Annotated in this window: 13 protein-coding genes; 9 read left to right on the top strand and 4 right to left on the bottom strand. The window is 72.9% G+C overall.

The window, feature by feature from the left end; translation table 11 throughout:
- Positions 1-22: 22 nt before the first annotated feature.
- Positions 23-508 carry a YwqJ-related putative deaminase gene (locus tag I2501_RS38280; protein ID WP_196192936.1) on the bottom strand — a complete coding sequence of 162 codons (486 nt, stop codon included), beginning with the start codon at positions 506-508 and terminating at the stop codon, positions 23-25.
- 207 nt (positions 509-715) lie between these two features.
- On the opposite strand from I2501_RS38280, the gene I2501_RS38275 reads away from it, so the two are divergent.
- From I2501_RS38275 to I2501_RS38240, 8 genes are all read left to right on the top strand, one after another.
- Positions 716-1,774: an SMI1/KNR4 family protein gene (locus tag I2501_RS38275; protein WP_196192935.1), complete on the top strand. Its 1,059-nt coding sequence runs from the start codon at positions 716-718 to the stop codon at positions 1,772-1,774.
- 7 nt (positions 1,775-1,781) lie between these two features.
- On the top strand, positions 1,782-4,133 hold the full coding sequence (locus I2501_RS38270) for an SUKH-4 family immunity protein (RefSeq protein WP_196192934.1): 2,352 nt from the start codon (positions 1,782-1,784) through the stop codon (positions 4,131-4,133).
- 141 nt (positions 4,134-4,274) lie between these two features.
- Positions 4,275-5,294, top strand: a complete 1,020-nt coding sequence (locus I2501_RS38265; protein ID WP_196192933.1) for a DivIVA domain-containing protein — start codon at positions 4,275-4,277, stop codon at positions 5,292-5,294.
- Between the two features lie 153 nt (positions 5,295-5,447).
- The gene (mfd, locus tag I2501_RS38260) at positions 5,448-9,032 is read left to right on the top strand and encodes a transcription-repair coupling factor (RefSeq protein ID WP_196192932.1); all 3,585 of its coding nucleotides are present in this window, start codon (positions 5,448-5,450) and stop codon (positions 9,030-9,032) included.
- A 145-nt stretch (positions 9,033-9,177) separates the two neighbouring features.
- Entirely contained in the window at positions 9,178-10,125 is a 948-nt protein-coding gene (locus I2501_RS38255) for a DMT family protein (RefSeq protein ID WP_236045897.1), read from the top strand.
- Positions 10,126-10,231: 106 nt separating this feature from the next.
- The gene (locus I2501_RS38250) at positions 10,232-10,954 is read left to right on the top strand and encodes a SurA N-terminal domain-containing protein (RefSeq protein WP_196192931.1); all 723 of its coding nucleotides are present in this window, start codon (positions 10,232-10,234) and stop codon (positions 10,952-10,954) included.
- 89 nt (positions 10,955-11,043) lie between these two features.
- On the top strand, positions 11,044-12,117 hold the full coding sequence (locus tag I2501_RS38245; protein WP_196192930.1) for a MazG family protein: 1,074 nt from the start codon (positions 11,044-11,046) through the stop codon (positions 12,115-12,117).
- 41 nt (positions 12,118-12,158) lie between these two features.
- Entirely contained in the window at positions 12,159-12,872 is a 714-nt protein-coding gene (locus I2501_RS38240) for an endonuclease V (protein ID WP_196192929.1), read from the top strand.
- A gap of 18 nt (positions 12,873-12,890) precedes the next feature.
- On the opposite strand, the gene I2501_RS38235 is transcribed toward I2501_RS38240, so the two are convergent.
- From I2501_RS38235 to I2501_RS38225, 3 genes are all read right to left on the bottom strand, one after another.
- Positions 12,891-13,529 carry a hypothetical protein gene (locus I2501_RS38235; protein WP_196192928.1) on the bottom strand — a complete coding sequence of 213 codons (639 nt, stop codon included), beginning with the start codon at positions 13,527-13,529 and terminating at the stop codon, positions 12,891-12,893.
- A 20-nt stretch (positions 13,530-13,549) separates the two neighbouring features.
- Positions 13,550-14,365 carry a hypothetical protein gene (locus tag I2501_RS38230; protein ID WP_196192927.1) on the bottom strand — a complete coding sequence of 272 codons (816 nt, stop codon included), beginning with the start codon at positions 14,363-14,365 and terminating at the stop codon, positions 13,550-13,552.
- A 79-nt stretch (positions 14,366-14,444) separates the two neighbouring features.
- The gene (locus I2501_RS38225) at positions 14,445-15,320 is read right to left on the bottom strand and encodes a hypothetical protein (protein WP_196192926.1); all 876 of its coding nucleotides are present in this window, start codon (positions 15,318-15,320) and stop codon (positions 14,445-14,447) included.
- 46 nt (positions 15,321-15,366) lie between these two features.
- On the opposite strand from I2501_RS38225, the gene I2501_RS38220 reads away from it, so the two are divergent.
- Positions 15,367-16,368, top strand: a complete 1,002-nt coding sequence (locus I2501_RS38220) for an LLM class F420-dependent oxidoreductase (RefSeq protein WP_196192925.1) — start codon at positions 15,367-15,369, stop codon at positions 16,366-16,368.
- The last annotated feature ends 75 nt before the right edge of the window (positions 16,369-16,443 follow it).

The raw sequence follows: 16,443 nt of genomic DNA, 5'->3' as shown, positions 1-16,443 counted from the left end.
CGTACCCCTCTTCCGTGCCTGGTCAGCGCCGCTTGAGCCGGCCCCCGGACTTCTCCTGCAACGAGATCGTCTTCACCCCGAAGTGCTCCAGCAGCGGCATGCACGACCGGCACGGCGGCTGGTGGGTGCCGTGGGCGGGGTCGCCCTCCTCACGGATCCGGACCGTCGTCATCTTCGCGCCGCGCAGCGCCTTGCGTGCCTCGCCCTCGCCGAAGACCCTGCGAGCCGCGCGCCCCGAGCGGTCCGCCTCGGCGTGGTCGAGGAACTGCGACAGCAGCACCGCCTCCGGGCAGCGCCCGGTGAAACGCTCCAGCGCCTCGACCGGGAGCCCGTCGAGGAACCCGCCGACGAGCGGATGCAGCCGTGGCGGATCGCCCTTCTCACTCACATGCGTATACGTATCACCCTGCACCGACAACGCCGCAGCGACGATCGGCATGAGGCTGTCCCTGCGGTGCCGCAGCAGCGGCGCAGGGGAAGGTCTGCGTTGGTGAACCGGTGTTTCCATGAGCGTGCCTTGCCTTCCCCCCGTGTGAACCCCCGTGAACCTCGCGGTGATCAGACTGCCAAATACCCTTGAGGGTCACGAAATCGGGGGTCTGTTCGAGATCAAGTTCCGGCTGTCGCGGGCGCTGTGACGACCGGGGAGATCCGCCCGAAGCGCCCAACCCCTAGGCTGGGCTCCGGCAGCCAGTTCCAGCAGGGGGCAATCTCCATGACGACAGGTCGACCGAACGCGGCCTACGCCAGGCAGGTCGTGCACTTTCCCGATCCATTGCGGGCGCAGCAGTACCCCTCGGGGGTGAAGGTCGACGCGTCGGGCCACCCCGACTTCGGACCCTACGCGCGCGCCGCCGCCGAAGTCGCCGACCCACCAGCGGGGTTCGGCGTCGACGAGCTGAGGCTGACCGACTACGTGTCGGCCAACGCCGCGTTGCGCGCCCAGGGTCACGAGCTCTGGGCGGACGTCGACAGCCCGGTCGGCACGCCCGTCGGCTGGACGTGGCACCACTCGGTGACCCCGGCCACGCCCGGCAGTCGCCGACTGGAGTTGGTCCCGGTCGAGGTGAAGGCGCTGCTGCGGCACCACGCCGGGCTGGCCACCTCCAGCGCCGACCACGCCAAGCGCGGCACGCGCCCGCTCCAGGAGCGGCGTCCGGTCCACTTCGAGCTGCCGTCGCCGGTGGCCGAGGCGGTCGAGGGCGCTGACGGCGGCACCGGCGCCGACGGGCAGTCGGGGCCGCAGGTTGCGGAGGCCGCGACGCCCACCGAGGTCGAGCAGCGGATCCAGGGTGTCGAGGAGTCCCTCGGCTACACCCTCCCGGGCCCGTACCGGACCTTCCTCAAGGCGGCAGGCGGCCGGGCGCCGAAGGGCCTCGGCCTGGACACCGAGCTCGGCGTCCTGGTCGACCAGCCCTTCTTCACGCTCCGCGACGAGCGCTCGCTGGACGACCTCGCGTACGTCAACAAGTGCCTGCGCGACCACATCACCAAGGACTACCTGGGCATCGCCTACGCCCAGGGCGGCCTGCTGGCGCTCAAGGTACGCGGCGACGGGATCGGCACGGTCGGGTTCCTCCCCTACGACGACGCCCGGGACGACGGCGACGCCGGGCTGACGCCGCAGCAGCGCGTCGACCGCCTGCTGCTGCCGTGCGGCGAGGACTTCGACGCGTTCCTGCTGCGCCTGGCGGGCAGCCCGCCCGAGCTGCAGACGGTCGCGGAACTGATGGTGGACGGCGGCTTCGCCCGCGCCGTTCCGGTGGAGGGGTGACGTCGACGTGGTGACGTACGCGGAGGCGCAGGAGCGCGCCGAGGAGTGGATCAACGGCGGTGTGCCCGGATACCGGCGCCGCGAGGTGCGGGTGCGCGAGTTCGACCTGGGCTTCGTCGCCTGGGCCGTCGACCGCACCGACGGACCGTCGTCGGACGGCGGCGCGGCGCGCATGGTGATCGCGCGGGACACCGGCACCACCACGCTCTGGCCCGGCCTGCCGATCAACGAGGTGGTCAAGCGCTACGAGGAGGCCTACGGCCGCCCGGTCGGCGCTACGCCCACCCAGAACTCGGCCCCGCCGGACATGGACCTGATGGAGGCGACGTCCTTCCTGCTCAGCCCGCCGCAGTGGCTGGAGGAGGCCGCCGCCAAGGCCCGTGAGGCGGAGGCCGCCAGCCTGCAGGTCGCCCCGCCGGTCTCGTCGGGCCCGCCCGCCGAGGTGCCGACCATGCTCTCGGCGCCCCCCGCCGTGAACTCCCTGCCCGGGCCCGACGCGGCGCCGTCCGCGCCGCTCGCGCCGCCGGCCCCGGCCCCCGTTGCCGCCGCCGCGCCCGGTCTCCCGGGGCCCGCTGCGCCGCCTCCGCCGTTCGGTTCTGACGGTCTGTCAGGCCAGCTGGGACCGTCTGGGCCGTCGGGACCGTCGCAGGGCGGGTTCCCCGGTGCGCCGATGGGCGGTCCGGGTATGCCCCCGCCTCCGCCGGGTGTTCCGATGGGCGGCCCCGGTATGCCGCCCCCGCCGCCTGGTGCGCCGATGGGTGGCCCTGGCATGCCTCCTCCGCCGCCCGGTGCACCGATGGGTGGCCCCGGTGCGGGCTCGGATGCCGAGGGGATTGCCTACGCGCCCACGATGTTGTCCGGTCCGGCGTTGCAGGTTCCGGCTGGTGGGCCACCGGTTCCTCCGCCGCCGCCCGGTGCGCCCATGGGCGTTCCCGGTATGCCTCCGCCTCCGCCCGGTGCGCCGATGGGTGGCCCTGGCATGCCTCCGCCTCCGCCCGGTGCGTCCATGGGTGGCCCCGGTATGCCGCCTCCGCCTCCGGGTGCGCCGATGGGTGGTCCCGGTATGCCGCCGCCTCCGCCCGGCGCCCCGATGGGTGGCCCTGGTATGCCGCCGCCGCCCGGGGGGATGGACGACGCCGGGATCGCGTTCGCGCCGACGATGCTGTCCGGCCCGGCCGTCGTGCCCGGAGCGCCCCCGGTCGGCGGTCCTGGCATGCCTCCGCCCCCGCCGCCGGGTGCGCCGATGGGTGGCCCCGGTATGCCGCCGCCCCCGCCCGGGGCCTCCATGGGCGGGCAGGCCACGCCCGGACTGCCCGGTCAGCTGGCGCCCCAGCCCGGCATGCCCGGTGTCCCCGGTGCGCCGAGCGGTGTGCCGACCGTCGGGCCCGGCTACATGGCCGTGCTCCGCTACCGCGGTCCGGACGGCTCCGAGCAGCAGGTCATCCAGCGTTCCGCGCTCGGCCTGCCGCACCCGGAGTGGCAGATCCTGCAGGAGGTCCGTCGGCTCAACGTGCCGCCGGAGCAGGTGCTTGAGCTGCACACCGAGCTGGAGTGCTGCGACCTGCCCGCCGGGTACTGCGCGCGGATGGTCAAGGAGGCCTGGCCCAACGTCCGTATCACGCACACCGCCCCGTACGGGCGGGACGCGGCGGCCCGGCGTGCCGGCGTCGAGCACCTGGTGGACCACCTGAAGGAGCTGCACCAGCACGCGTCCGGCCCGGAGCCGGTCGCGCCCGTGCGCGCGTCGCTGCCGCCCGCCGGGGCGCCGACCCCGCCGCCGCCCCCGCAGGTGCTGGGGCAGGAGGTCGCCGCGGCCTTCGGCGACCAGAACCTGTTCCGCTACGAGGCGCAAGCCGCCGCCCGTCCGGGCCTGCCCGAGGTCGTCTCCGCGACGCTGACCTGGGTCGGCCTGCCGCGTGACTTCGGTCCGTTCTTCTGGGCGCAGGCCCAGCCGGGGCGCCCGGTGCCGACGCTGGCCGAGCTCGCCGCGGAGCGCGGCCTGACGGCCGGTCCGGACGCGGCGTCCTACCTGGTCCTGGGCAACGACTACGGCCGTCAGCTGTGCGTGCAGTACGGCACCAACGCTGTCGTCGCGGTGGACCTGGGTTCGCCGGGTCAGCCTGCCGGTCCCGAGGCGAGCCAGCCGCGTTTCGTCAACAGTGGCGTGACCGAGTTCGTCCGGAGTCTGGCTGTGCTCGGTCGCCTCTGGCGGTTCCGTTACGGCCTGACGCAGGAACAGGCCGGCCACTGGACCACGGACTTCCAGAACGAGCTGCTCACCGTCGACCCGGCGGCGCTCTCGTCGCCGGAGAACTGGTGGTCCGTCGTGCTGGAGCAGTTCTGGGACGGCCTGCTCTAGACCTGTGGAGCCTCGGTGAACGGGGGTCGGCCCGGTGGCCGGCCCTCGTTGCTGTGTCGGTACCGTCTGAAGAAGAATTAATCTGCTCAAAATAGGACGATGACCGATCGGGCCCGGCCAGCGGAGGAACGGCAGCAGAGTATGAGTGAACCGACGACTCCCCACGCCACAGAGTTCACCCTGACGCGCCGAGGCTACGACGTCGACCAGGTGGACCAGGCCCTCGCCAGGTTGACGGCCGCCCGCGACGAGGCCTGGCAGGGCCTCGCCTCGCTCGGGGACCGGATGCGCGGCCTGGAACGCCAGCTGATGGACATGCGCGAGGCCCAGGGCGTGGCCGAGGCCACCGTCCCGGACTTCGAAGTCCTCAGCCCGCGCGCCGCCGGCCTGCTGGTCACCGCCGAGGAGGAGGCCGAGGCGGTCCGTTCCGGGGCGGTCCAGGAGGCTGCCCGGATCGACGCCGAGGCCCGCACCGCGTCGCGGCGCGAGCGCACCGCCGCCGGGCAGTACGCGGACCAGCTCCGCGCCGCGTCCGACGAGGGCCACCGCCGCGAGCTCGACCGCGCCCGCTCCCGCGCGGAGGCGGAGCGCGCCGAGGCCGACCGCGACGCCCGCGCCCTGCACGACGACGCCGTGGCGTACGCGGACGACATCCGCTCGCGTGCGGAGAACCACACGGAGGACGCGCAGACCTGGCTGACCGGCCAGCAGCGCGCCGCCGCACAGGAGTTCGCCGCGCACGACGTCAAGGTGGTGGCCTGGGAGGCCGAGATCACCGCGGTCGGCGACCGCAAGCTCAACGAGAGCGAGCGCCACCACAAGGCGATGGAGGCGAAGTCAGCGGGGATAGACGCCGACGCGGCGACCCAGGCCGAACGCCTCCTGGAGGCCGCGCGGCGGGAGGCCTCCCGCATCGCCGAGGCCTCGGACCGCGAGTACCGGACCTTCGAGGAACGCCGCGACCAGATCCAGGGCCAGCTCGACCACATCCGCCAGACGCTGATCGCCCTGACGGGCACGGTCGCGGGCGGCGGGGCGGACGACGACGAGGCCGGGCCTGAGGACGAGGCTGACGACGAGGGCACCCCGCAGGTCGACAGCGAGTCGGACACCTCGGAGCTCCCGACGATCCCGGAGTCCGCGGACAACCCCAACGAGTAGGTGCACTATCCAGAGCCCCGCGCCCCTGGATGGTGCAACCGCCTGCGGGAGCGAAAGCGTCTGCGCGTCGTTCGAGTCGGCGGCGTACTCTGGGAACCCCCGGGTTGCTTCGCAGTCCGGGTGTTTCGCGTTGCCTCTGGCTGAGAGAAGTAGATGAGCCTGACCGGCCTGCTCGACATCGTCGCCTCGGACTCGGCGCTTGCCGAGGCCGCAGAAGCCGCACTCGCCGGGGATCGCCGGCACCTGGACCTGGTGGGCCCGCCGGCCGCCAGGCCTTTCGCCGTGGCCGCGCTGGCACGCGCGCTCGCGGACGCCGCCAAGGGGAGCCGGGGACGTCCCGTCCTCGCCGTCACCGCCACCGGGCGCGAGGCCGAGGACCTGGCCGCCGCGCTCGCTTCCCTGCTGCCGCCGGAGGCCGTCGCCGAGTTCCCGGCCTGGGAGACGCTGCCGCACGAGCGGCTCTCGCCGCGCTCGGACACCGTCGGCCGCCGCATCGCCGTGCTGCGCCGGATCGCGCACCCGAAGGCGGACGACGCCGTCGGCGGCCCGCTGCAGGTGATCGTCGCGCCGGTGCGCAGCGTGCTGCAGCCGCAGGTCAAGGGCCTGGCCGAGCTGGAGCCCGTCAGCCTCGCGCAGCGCCAGGAGGTGGACCTCGACGACCTGGTCGCCCGCCTCGCCGCCGCCGCGTACCAGCGGGTCGAGCTGGTGGAGAAGCGCGGCGAGTTCGCCGTGCGCGGCGGGATCCTCGACGTCTTCCCGCCGACCGAGGAGCACCCGCTCCGCGTCGAGTTCTGGGGCGACGAGGTCGAGGAGATCCGGTACTTCAAGGTCGCCGACCAGCGCTCGCTGGAGATCGCGCCGCACGGCCTGTGGGCCCCGCCCTGCCGTGAGCTGCTGCTGACCGACGAGGTCCGCGCCCGCGCCGCCGAGCTCGCCGAGGAGCACCCGGAGCTCGGCGAGATCCTGGACAAGATCGCCCAGGGCATCGCCGTCGAGGGCATGGAGTCGCTCGCGCCGGTCCTGGTCGACGACATGGAACTGCTGATGGACGTGCTGCCGCAGGGCAGCGTCGCCGTCGTCTGCGACCCGGAGCGGGTGCGCACCCGTGCCGCCGACCTGGTGGCGACCAGCGCCGAGTTCCTCCAGGCCTCCTGGGTGGCCGCCGCCTCCGGCGGAAAGGCGCCGCTGGACGTCGGCGCGGCCTCGCTCTGGTCGCTGGCGGACATCCGCGAGCACGCCGCCGAGATCAGCCTGCCGTGGTGGTCGGTCAGCCCGTTCGCCGCCGATGAGGAGGAGGCGACCGGCCCGGACGTGCTGCACCTGGGCATGCACCCGGTCGAGGCCTACCGCGGCGACACCGCCCGTGCCATCGCCGACTGCAAGGGTCGTCTCGCCGAGGGCTGGCGTGTGGTGCTGGTGACGGAGGGCCAGGGCCCGGCCTCACGCATCGCGGAGATGCTCGGCAGCGAGGGCATCGGCGCACGGCTGACGCCGGACCTCACTACCGAGCCCGCCACCGACGTGATCCAGGTGGCCTGCGGCGCGATCGAGCACGGCCTGGTCCACGAGGGCCTCAAGCTCTGCGTGATCACCGAGACCGACCTGTCCGGCCAGAAGTCCTCCACCAAGGACATGCGCCGGATGCCCTCGCGCCGCCGCAACGCGATCGACCCGCTCGCCCTCAAGGCCGGCGACTTCGTGGTCCACGAGGCGCACGGCGTCGGCCGCTACATCGAGATGGTGCAGCGCACCGTCCAGGGCGCGACCCGCGAGTACCTGGTGCTGGAGTACGCGCCCGCCAAGCGCGGCCAACCGGGCGACCGGCTCTTCGTGCCGACCGACCAGCTGGAGCAGGTCACCAAGTACGTCGGCGGTGAGGCCCCGACGCTGCACCGGCTCGGCGGCGCGGACTGGACCAAGACCAAGGCGCGGGCCAAGAAGGCGGTCAAGGAGATCGCCGCCGACCTGATCAAGCTCTACTCGGCGCGTATGGCCTCGCCCGGCCACGCCTTCGGCGCGGACACCCCGTGGCAGCGTGAGTTGGAGGACGCCTTCCCCTACGCGGAGACGCCCGACCAGCTCTCGACGATCGCCGAGGTCAAGGAGGACATGGAGAAGACGGTCCCGATGGACCGTCTGATCTGCGGCGACGTGGGTTACGGCAAGACCGAGATCGCGGTGCGCGCCGCGTTCAAGGCCGTCCAGGACGGCAAGCAGGTGGCCGTCCTGGTGCCGACCACGCTGCTGGTGCAGCAGCACTTCTCCACCTTCTCCGAGCGGTACGCCAACTTCCCGGTCGTGGTGAAGGCGCTCTCCCGGTTCCAGACCGACAGCGAGGCCAAGGCCGTGCTGGAGGGGCTGCGCGAGGGCAGCGTCGACGTGGTCATCGGCACGCACCGGCTCTTCTCCTCCGAGACCCGGTTCAAGGACCTGGGCCTGGTCATCGTCGACGAGGAGCAGCGCTTCGGCGTCGAGCACAAGGAGCAGCTGAAGAAGCTCCGGGCCAACGTGGACGTGCTGACGATGTCCGCGACGCCGATCCCGCGCACGCTGGAGATGGCCGTCACGGGCATCCGCGAGATGTCGACGATCACCACCCCGCCGGAGGAGCGCCACCCGGTGCTGACCTTCGTCGGCCCCTACGAGGAGAAGCAGATCGCCGCCGCGATCCGGCGTGAGCTGCTCCGCGAGGGCCAGGTCTTCTACATCCACAACCGGGTCGAGTCGATCGACAAGGCGGCGGCCCGGCTGAAGGAGCTGGTCCCCGAGGCGCGGGTGGCCACCGCCCACGGCCAGATGGGGGAGCAGTCGCTGGAGAAGGTCGTCGTCGACTTCTGGGAGAAGGAGTTCGACGTCCTGGTCTCCACCACGATCGTCGAGTCCGGCATCGACATCTCCAACGCCAACACGCTGATCGTCGAGCGCGGTGACACCTTCGGCCTGAGCCAGCTGCACCAGCTGCGCGGACGTGTCGGCCGTGGCCGCGAGCGCGGCTACGCCTACATGCTCTACCCGCCGGAGAAGCCGCTGACCGAGACCGCCCACGAGCGGCTGGCGACCATCGCGCAGCACACCGAGATGGGCGCGGGCATGTACGTGGCGATGAAGGACCTGGAGATCCGCGGCGCGGGCAACCTGCTCGGCGGCGAGCAGTCCGGGCACATCGCCGGGGTCGGCTTCGACCTCTACATGCGGATGGTCGGCGAGGCCGTGGCCGAGTTCCGCGACCAACTGGCGAACGGCGGCGCGGCTCCGGAGGAGGAGCCGCTCGAGGTCAAGATCGAGCTGCCGGTCGACGCCCACGTCCCGCACGACTACGCGCCGGGCGAGCGGCTGCGGCTCCAGGCGTACCGGTCGATCGCGGCGGTCAACTCGGAGGAGGACATCGCGCAGGTCCGGGCCGAGCTGACGGACCGCTACGGCAAGCTGCCCGAGCCGGTGGAGAACCTGCTGCTGGTGGCGGGTCTGCGGCTGTTCGCCCGGCGCTGCGGGATCTCGGACATCACGTTGCAGGGGCAGTTCATCCGGTTCGGCCCGATGGAGCTGCGCGAGTCGCAGGAGCTGCGGCTCAACCGGCTCTACCCGCGCAGCCAGGTCAAGCCGGCGACCAAGCTGGTGCTGGTCCCGCGTCCGAGCACGGCGCGGATCGGCGGCAAGCCGGTCGTCGGCCGCGAGCTGCTGACCTGGTGCGCGGAGTTCCTCTCCACCATGTTCGAGGAGCTCGCCGCCAAGCGGTGACGTCAGCGGGTGACGTCAGCGGGTGACGTCAGGGGGTGACGTCAGCGGGTGACGCGGGCGGGGACGCGCACATGTCGGACGCCTCGGACGGGCATCACGCCCGGCCGAGGCGTCGTCGCGTGCCCGGTCCCGCTACGCTCGAAACATGCTCCTCGGACTCTGCATGGCCCTGCTCGCCGCCCTCTGTTTCGGCACCGCGATGGTGCTCCAGGCGCTGGGCGCGCAGAAGCACTCGCCTGCGGACCCGGACTCCGGCCTGGTCGGCACCGTCAAGGCGATGGTCAACCTGCCGTTCGCCGCGGGCCTGCTGCTGGACCTGTTCGGCTTCTGCGCCCAGCTGGTCGCGCTCCGTTCGCTGCCGCTCTACGTCGTCCAGGCGGCGCTGGCGGGGGCGCTCGCGGTGACGGCGGTGCTGGGCGCGGCCATGCTGCGGCTGCGGCTGGGACGCGCCGAGTGGGCGGGTGTGGCCGGGGTCTGCGTCGGCCTCGCCGTGCTCGGCGCGACCGCGGGAAAGGAGGGCGACAAGCATCCCGGCATGGCGCTGCACTGGATCCTGCTCGCCTCGATCCTGGTCATCGCCGTCGCCGGTGCGGCCGTCTGGCGCGTGCGCGAACCGGCACGTGCGGCGGTGATGGGCGGCCTCTGCGGGCTGGGCTTCGGCGTGGTCGGCATCTCGGTCCGGCTGCTGCCCGCCATCCACGGCATGGACCTGGCGCCGCTGTTCAAGGACCCGGCGACGTACGCGCTGCTGGCGGGCGGCGCGGTGGCGTTCGTCTTCATGACCGAGGGCGTGCGCGGCGGCAAGGTCACCACGGCCACCGCCGCCATGGTCCTCGGCGAGACGGCCCTGCCCGCCGTGCTGGGCGTGATCCTGCTCGGCGACCGGACCCGCTCGGGCCTGGAGTGGCTGGCCGTCCTCGGCTTCGCGGTCGCGGTGGCTGGCGCGCTGGCGCTGGCCCGCTTCGGCGAGGTCGCCCCGCCGGAGGCCCAGGACGACGAGGAGGCCCCCGCGGTCCCGGACGGCTCGTCCGCATCGGACGCTCAGGGCCCCGTCGGCGCCACGCGCGTCCGGATGGAGCACCAACACCACTGAGGACACCACAAGGTGTCCGTGTTCATGCACTGGTGCGCGGCCCGCGCGCATGGCACGGTGATCTCCGGCACGTGCATCGGACGGATCGTCAGTCGCAGGAGGCCCTGTGAACCTCGTGAGCAACTCCGTGAGCACCGCAGGGCGCGTGAACCGCGCCGCTGTGCCGCCCCGGCGCCGGTCCCGAGCGCGCGCGGCGTTCGCCGTCCTGCTCGCGGGCGCCGCGGTGACCGGGCTCTCCGCGTGCTCCGGCGGCTCGGCCGACGGCGGCACCGCCCACACCGGATCGGCGGCGGTCGTCGGTGGCACGCGGATCAGCATGGCCACCGTCCAGGACCAGGTGAACGCCTTCCGTGCGGCCGCGCCCGCGCAGGGGCAGCCCGCGTCGGCGGGGCAGGCGCAGATGTTCGGGCAGGACTCGCCCGGCGTGCCGACCGCTGTGCTGCAGTTCCTCATCCAGTCCGAGGTGGTCCAGTCGGCGCTGGACGCGAAGGGGCTGTCGGTCACGGCCACCGAGGTGTCCGCCGCCGAGGCGCAGAACGCCGCCTCGCTCGGGGGAGCGGCCCAGCTGACGACCGCGTTCGTCGCCGGGACCGGCCTGCCGCCCAGCGACCTCGACGGGTACTTCCGGATGCGGGTCGGCGAGGAGAAGCTGGTCGCGGCGTCCGGCGTCACCCAAGCCACCCAGCAGCAGTTCGACGCCGACGCGGCCAAGCTGCTCGCCGCGCAGGCGGAGAAGATCGGCATCGACGTGAACCCCCGCTACGGCAGCTGGGACGCGGCGTCGGGCGGGCTGGTCGCGGCCCCGCAGCCGTGGCTCAAGACCGTCTGACGGATCCGGCGCGCCGAACCGTGCGGAAGTTATCCACAGGGGAGAAAACGTGTAGCCGCGGTGTCGGTTGGGCGGGGTAGGTTCGGGGCGTGGCACAGAACGAGACCCAGACCCTTGACACCCCCCGCGCAGCGGGCCGGTTGATCCTGCTCAGCAGCACCCACCGGGTCGCGCCCGGCCTGCTGTCCTGGCCCGCGTGGCAGGCGCTGCACGCGGCCGACCGGGTCCTGGTCGGCGACGCCGCGCATCCGCAGCTCGCGCCCTTGGCGCAGGCCGGTGTCGTAGCCGAGGTGCTCGACGTCCCGTTGTACGCGCTGGCCCGCACGCTGGCCGAGGCGGCGGCCCGGGACGGGGACGGAGACGGGGCCGTGGTGGTCTGGGTGGTCGGGCAGGACGGCGATCCCGGGCTGACCGATTCGCTCGCGCGGCTGGCCGTCGAGGGCGCGCAGACCCCCGGCGTGGTCGTCCCCGAGCTGGAGCTGCTGCCCGGCTCCTACGACCTGCCCGGCGCGCGGCTGCTCGACCTGGCCTGGGTGATGGACCGGCTCCGCTCGCCCGGCGGCTGTCCCTGGGACGCCGAGCAGACGCACGAGTCGCTGGTGAAGTACCTGGTCGAGGAGGCCTACGAGCTGGTCGAGGCCATCGAGGAGGACGACCGGACGATGCTCCGCGAGGAGCTCGGCGACGTGCTGCTCCAGGTCTTCTTCCACGCCCGGATCGCGCAGGAGCACGAGACGGAGCCCTTCTCCATCGACGACGTGGCGGGCGGCATCGTCGAGAAGCTGATGTACCGTCACCCCCACGTCTTCGGCGATGCGGACGCCTCCACGGCCGAGCAGGTCGAGGCCAACTGGGAGGAGCTCAAGGCCGCCGAGAAGCAGCGCGATTCGGCGGTGGACGGCGTCCCGCTGGCCCAGCCCGCGCTGGCCCTGGCCGCCAAGCTGCACTCCCGCGCCACCAAGGCGGGCGTCTCCGCCGCCCTGCCGGGCGTGGTCACGGACACGGGCGCGGATGCCGAGGCCGCCCAGGCCGCCGACTTCGGGGCCCGGCTGCTCCGACTCGCCGTCGAGGCGCAGGAGGCCGGGGTCGACCCGGAGGCCGCGCTGCGCGCCGCCGCACGCGTCTACCGGGACGCGATCCGCGCGGCCGAGTCCGCGGCCTGAGCCTCGGACGTCTGCGACAACCCACGGACGAGGGGGACTTGATGGAGATCCGCGCACCGCAAGCCTGGCCGACGACGGAGGCGGCGGCGCTGGCCGTCCAGGCCGAGCTGCGCCCGCAGGTGCGGGCCGTCCCGCTCGGCTCGCGTCCGCGCACGCTCGCCGGGCTGGACGTCGCCTACGCGGGCGCACACGGCAGCGCGGACGACGAGGTCGCCGCGGCCGTCGTCGTCCTGGACGCGGAGACGCTGGAGCCCATCGAGCAGGCCACGGCGGTCGGGAAGGCCGGATTCCCCTACATACCAGGCCTGTTCGCCTTCCGTGAGCTGCCCGTGCTGCTCCGGGCGCTGGAGCAGCTCACCGTCACCCCGGACGTCTTCCTCTGCGACGGCCAGGGCCTGGCACACCCGCGCCGCTTCGGCCTGGCCTGCCACCTCGGCGTGCTGACCGGCCGCCCGACGCTGGGCGTCGCCAAGACGCCGCTGCTGGGGGAGTGGTCGGAGCCGGACGCCGAGCGCGGGTCCACGGCGGACGTCACGGACGGCGGGGGCGTGGTCGCCCGCGTCGTCCGCACCCAGACGGGCGTCAAGCCGGTGACGGTCTCGATCGGCCACCTCATCGACCTCGACGACGCGACCGACGTGGTGCTGCGCGCCGCGCCGCGCTACCGCCTCCCGGAGACGACGCGCCTCGCCGACCGGCTCTGCCGCGACGCGCTGCAGGGCGTGGCCGACGCCACGGGGGTCAAAAGCGCCTGACCGCCGGAACGGCTGACGTCAGAAACGGCTGACGATCTTGGCGACGAAGGCGACCACGGCCGTGATCCCTCCCAGCGCCATCATCGACGACATGAGTGCGGGGCCGAAGGCGATGAGTTGCCGCCAAGGAGCGGGATTCGGCGGCTGTGACTGCGGCTTGGCGTGAGCGCCCGGGTCCTTGCCGGAGCCCTTGCGCTTCTCGACGGTGACGGACTTCGGCGAGACGCCGATGACGGCCAGCGCGAGACCCAGCCCGCTCAGGGTCAGCAGGCACAGCGCCACGTCCATGGCCGCGTTGGCGAAGCCGGGTTGGGCGTAGTCGGTGCCGTCCGCCTCACGCCGGACTGTCAGGGGGACACCGACGGAGGCGGCAGTGCGCTCCAACTGGAGGTCCCGGACCACCACCGAGCCGTCGGTCGACCTGAAGGTGCCCAGGCAGACGCTGTGCGAGCTCTTCCCGGAGCCTTCGGTCCAGCACTTGGTGGCGGTGTAACTGCCGGGGAGCCCGGCGTTGTCGGTGTCGTAGACCAGGTTGTGGATCGGGCCGACGACCATGATCCACCCGGCGAGCGCCACGGCGCCCAGCACCGCCAGCACGCCGAACACGGTGGTCGTCAACGACGGCGCGGGACGCGCGTCGGTGGGGAGCTGCTGCATGGGATGAACGTCACAGCCCGTCAGTTGTTGGCGATGTGCTCGGCGATGAGCCCGATGGCGAAGGCGATCACGGTGAGCGGTCCGGTGAGCCAGAGCAGACCCCAGCCGAAGTAGGCGACCTGCCGCCAGGGGGCCTTGGACGGGATGTTGCTCTTCCTGCCGCTGGCCGACTGCTCGCCGACCGGCGCGTCGTCCTCGTCCTCGTCGGCGGCGATGAGGAGGCCGTTGGGGCCGATCTTGTACTTCGGCTTCGACGGATCGACGGTGGAGAAGCACATGTCGATCCGGGCCAGCACGAGGCCCAGTCCGGCGAGGAAGGCCAGGCCCCAGGCCGCGTCCATGGCCGCGTGGGCGAAGCTGGGCTGGTTCCACATGGTGCCGCCCCACTCCCGCACCAGCGGGGTCGGGTGACCGACCGTAACGTCGCTGTCGGCCAACTGGACGTCAGGCACCACCAACGAGCCGTCGGTGGAGGTGAAGGTGCCGGTGCAGATGTACGGGTCGTTCTTGACCGTGGGGTCGTGCGCGCACGCGCTTGCCACGTAAGTGCCGGGCGTTCCCGCCATGTTGGTGTCATAGAAGAAGTCCCGCACCGGCCAGACGGCGAGCAGCACCGCCACGATCGCCACTGCCAGGAACGTCACCGTCACGGCGAGCGCCGGGCTGTTCACGAAGCTGCCGGGAGGCGGCGTCGGCTGCTGCCAACCGGGCGGCGGGGGATAGGCGCCGGGGTGCGGCGGCGGATAGCCGTTCGGCGGCGGGTAACCACCTCGCGCCGACCCCCAACCCGGCTGCGCCTGCTGCTGCTCGGAACTGCCCGACTGGCTGTTCGTCACGTTCTTCCCCTCGTTGTCCACTAAGCATGGACATGGTGACATTGCGCCACGATCGCGACATCACCCACCCCCTTGCCGGTCAGTTGCCGTTGACGACCTCGGCGATCACCCCGACCGCGCCGATCAGCAGCGCGAACGGCAGTGACAGCGCGATCAGCCACAGGCCGGTGCCGGATATCTGCCGCCAGGGCGTCCGGAGCGTCGAGGTCCGCGAGCGCTTCCGGGGCCCCTCCCCGGGCGCGTGGTCCTTTCCGAGCAGGACCTTGCTCACGGCCTCCCGGTCGACGGGCTGCTGTCCCCTCTCCAACCGCTGCTGTCGCCGCAGTTGTTGGTGCCGTCGCCGCTCGCCGGCGTTCGCGTACGTGCGCCCGACACCGATCCGGAACAGCACGAAACCCAGAACGGTCAGGCCCGCCAGACCCATGGCCAGGTCGATCGTGGCGTTGGCGAAGCCGGATTGGGCGTAGGAGGTGCCGTCGCCCTCGCGGCGGAGTGCGATCGGGTGGCCGACTGCGGCCTTGGTGTTGTGCACGGCCACGTCCCGCACCACGGCCGAGCCGTCGGAGGGGGTGAAGGTGCCCTGGCAGTCGATGTTGGGGTCCTTGGTGGAGCCGCTCTTCTGACAGCTCGTCGCCGTGTAGGTGCCGGGCGTTCCGGCGAGCCCGGCGTCATAGGCGAAGTAGGTCCCGGCGCCGGTCACCAGGTAGAACGCCGTGATCGCCGTGGCCAGCACCGCCAGCAGCACGGCCAGCGTGGCACTGCGCTGGGACAGGTCCCGGTGAGGGGGACGCGGCAGGGGCGCACCGGGCCAGGCGGGCGGGGGTGGGGGAGGGGGATACGCGCCCTGCGGCGGCACACCCCAACCCGGCTGGGCCTGGCCCGGCACGGTCTGGCTGGGCTGGCTGGTCTGGCCGGCCTGGTCGCGCTCGAAGTCGTCCGACTGGGTGCCGTTCATGATTCCCCCTCTTGTCCACCGCCCGAGGACATGGTGGCATCGCCCCATGACAGAGACGCCACCCTCCCCTTCGCGCTGGGGCCTCACCTTCCCGCTGGACGGCATCCCCCTGGGCGCGCAGCGCGCACTCGTCGAGTCGCTGCCCGACCTCGGGTTCACCGACCTCTGGTCGATGGAGACCGCCGGCGCCGACGCCTTCACCCCCCTGGCGCTGGCGTCCGTCTGGGCCCCGACGCTCAACCTCGGCACGGCGATCGTCCCCGTGCACACGCGCGGCCCGGCGCTGCTGGCGATGCAGGCCGCGGCGCTGGCGGAAGCCGCGCCGGGACGGTTTTCCCTTGGCCTCGGGTCGTCGTCGCCGGTGATCGTGCAGGACTGGAACGCGGTGCCCTTCGAGCAGCCCTTCCAGCGCAGCCGCGACGTCCTGCGGTTCCTGCGGGCGGCGTTCACCGGCCAGCCGGTGACGGAGGAGTACGACACCTTCGCCGTCCGCCGCTTCCGGCTGGACCGCGTGCCCGCGCACGTCCCGCCCGTGCTGCTGGCCGCGCTGCGCTCCGGCATGCTGCGGCTCGCGGGCCGCGAGGCCGACGGCGTGATCCTCAACTGGCTCTCCCCGGACGACGTCCGCACCGCCCGCGCGGAGTTCGACGCCGCGGCGGGCCCGGACCACGGCAAGGACGTGGTCGCCCGGATCTTCGTCTGCCCGACGGAGGACGCGGACTACGCCCGCGCCCTCGGCCGCCGCCTGATCGCCGCGTACCTCACGGTCCCCGCCTACGCGGAGTTCCACCGCTGGCTCGGCCGCGGGGACGCTCTCAAGCCGCTGTGGGAGAACTGGGCCGCGGGCGACCGGAAGGCCGCGGCCGCGTCGGTCCCGGACGCGGTCGTCGACGACCTGATCGTCCACGGCCCGGCGGGACGCGTGCGTGAGCGGCTCCACGAGTACGTCGCCAACGGCGTCACCGTCCCGGTCCCAGCGCTGCTGCCCGTGCCCGAGCAAGGCGCTCAGGCGCTTGCGTCAGCAATCAAGGCAGTCAGCCCGGCCTGATCCCTTCTGTAGACGGGACGTTGCACCTACCTCAGGGGCGCGGGGAACTGCGCGAACAACCACTGACGAGCGGAG

Source organism: Streptacidiphilus fuscans (assembly GCF_015690355.1).
GTDB classification, from domain to species: domain Bacteria; phylum Actinomycetota; class Actinomycetes; order Streptomycetales; family Streptomycetaceae; genus Streptacidiphilus; species Streptacidiphilus fuscans.
This window is presented reverse-complemented; position numbering and strand designations above follow the sequence as displayed.

Bases quoted from the DNA above. Each gene is read 5' to 3' on its own strand.
- I2501_RS38220 (WP_196192925.1), top strand. From the start codon at position 15,367: ATGACAGAGACGCCACCCTCCCCTTCGCGCTGGGGCCTCACCTTCCCG.
- I2501_RS38265 (WP_196192933.1), top strand. From the start codon at position 4,275: ATGAGTGAACCGACGACTCCCCACGCCACAGAGTTCACCCTGACGCGC.
- I2501_RS38280 (WP_196192936.1), bottom strand. From the start codon at position 508: ATGGAAACACCGGTTCACCAACGCAGACCTTCCCCTGCGCCGCTGCTG.
- I2501_RS38235 (WP_196192928.1), bottom strand. From the start codon at position 13,529: ATGCAGCAGCTCCCCACCGACGCGCGTCCCGCGCCGTCGTTGACGACC.
- I2501_RS38240 (WP_196192929.1), top strand. From the start codon at position 12,159: ATGGAGATCCGCGCACCGCAAGCCTGGCCGACGACGGAGGCGGCGGCG.
- mfd (WP_196192932.1), top strand. From the start codon at position 5,448: ATGAGCCTGACCGGCCTGCTCGACATCGTCGCCTCGGACTCGGCGCTT.
- I2501_RS38225 (WP_196192926.1), bottom strand. From the start codon at position 15,320: ATGAACGGCACCCAGTCGGACGACTTCGAGCGCGACCAGGCCGGCCAG.
- I2501_RS38255 (WP_236045897.1), top strand. From the start codon at position 9,178: ATGCTCCTCGGACTCTGCATGGCCCTGCTCGCCGCCCTCTGTTTCGGC.
- I2501_RS38275 (WP_196192935.1), top strand. From the start codon at position 716: ATGACGACAGGTCGACCGAACGCGGCCTACGCCAGGCAGGTCGTGCAC.